General features: G+C 45.9%; 2 protein-coding genes. Both read right to left on the bottom strand.

The genetic code is table 11. The features are described from left to right. Window positions 1–784: IS3 family transposase (locus tag H7T88_RS28535; protein WP_312027673.1), on the bottom strand; the 784-nt coding region annotated here is incomplete at its 3' end. An 11-nt stretch (window positions 785–795) separates the two neighbouring features. Continuing rightward, the gene (locus H7T88_RS28540) at window positions 796–1,113 is read right to left on the bottom strand and encodes a transposase (RefSeq protein WP_090921784.1); all 318 of its coding nucleotides are present in this window, start codon (window positions 1,111–1,113) and stop codon (window positions 796–798) included. Between the last annotated feature and the right edge of the window lie 71 nt (window positions 1,114–1,184).

Here is a 1,184-nt window from a genome sequence, read left to right on the forward strand (position 1 = left end):
GGTTGTAATAGAACTCAATGTACTGGTAAATGGCGTTATACGCCTCTTCTGGATTCTTAAAACGAGGGTTACAGTAAATGAGTTCCTTCTTCAAAATACTGTGCCAAGACTCGATACATGCGTTATCGTAACAGTTTCCTCGGCGGCTCATACTGAGCTCCATACCATACGATTTCAGTTGCTCCACGTATTCTTTTGAGGTGTACTGTGAGCCACGATCCGAGTGATGGAGCAATCCTGGAGCGGGGCATTTGGCCTGGTAAGCATCTTTCAATGCATCTAACACCAAGCTCGTTTCCATATGGTTGTACAGGCGCCAGCCCACAATCTCACGCTTACACAAATCCAGAACACTGGCGAGATATAACCGGCCTCCACGGCAGGGAATGTAGGTGATATCGGTGACCCATGCGGTGTTCGGTTTGGACGTTTGAAATTGCTGGTTCAGCGTATTTGGTGCAATGGGATGATGATGGTTAGAATCCGTCGTCTGGACACGATACCGAGGACTGTGCACGGAACGAAGATTCATTTGACGCATGTATATACTGACGGTACGGGAAGAGATTTTGTATCCTTCCAGATGGAGCGCATACGTAATTTTCGGACTTCCACACCGCTTCTGGTGGTCGTAGAAATGAAACCGAATACGCTTCATGATTTCAGTTCTCCGGCGCTGTTGCTTACTTGTTAGATCCATCCGCCACTTGTAATATCCGCTCCGTGACACGTGTAACAGAGTGCACATCTTCTCCAAAGAAAACAGGGAGCGATGGTCTTCCACAAACTGAAATCTTAATTCTTTGGTTTGCTGAAGATGTGCACTGCTTTTTTTACAATAGCCAGTTCCTCTTGCGTGTCCGCAAGCGTATGCTCTTTCTCTTGAAGTAACCGGCGCATTTCTTTAAGCTCTGCTTCCAGTTCTTTCACTCGATCTACGCTAGCTACGGGCTCATGTTTAAGTTCACGATACTTGCCCATCCACTGGTGTAATGTACTTTTTGGAATGTTGAGTTCTTCTGCCAAGTCTCCGAGTGTCTTGGTCTGTTCTTGAATAAATTTTACCGTTTGTTTCTTGAATTCTTCATTGTATCGTTGCCGTTGTTCTCCCATGTGGACACACCTCCGTTAGCCTTATTATCCTTCCGTCCGTTAACGGTTGTCCACTTTTTATTCTAGCTCCA

It is taken from the genome of Paenibacillus cucumis (ex Kampfer et al. 2016) (assembly GCF_019748695.1).
GTDB lineage: Bacteria > Bacillota > Bacilli > Paenibacillales > Paenibacillaceae > Paenibacillus > Paenibacillus polysaccharolyticus.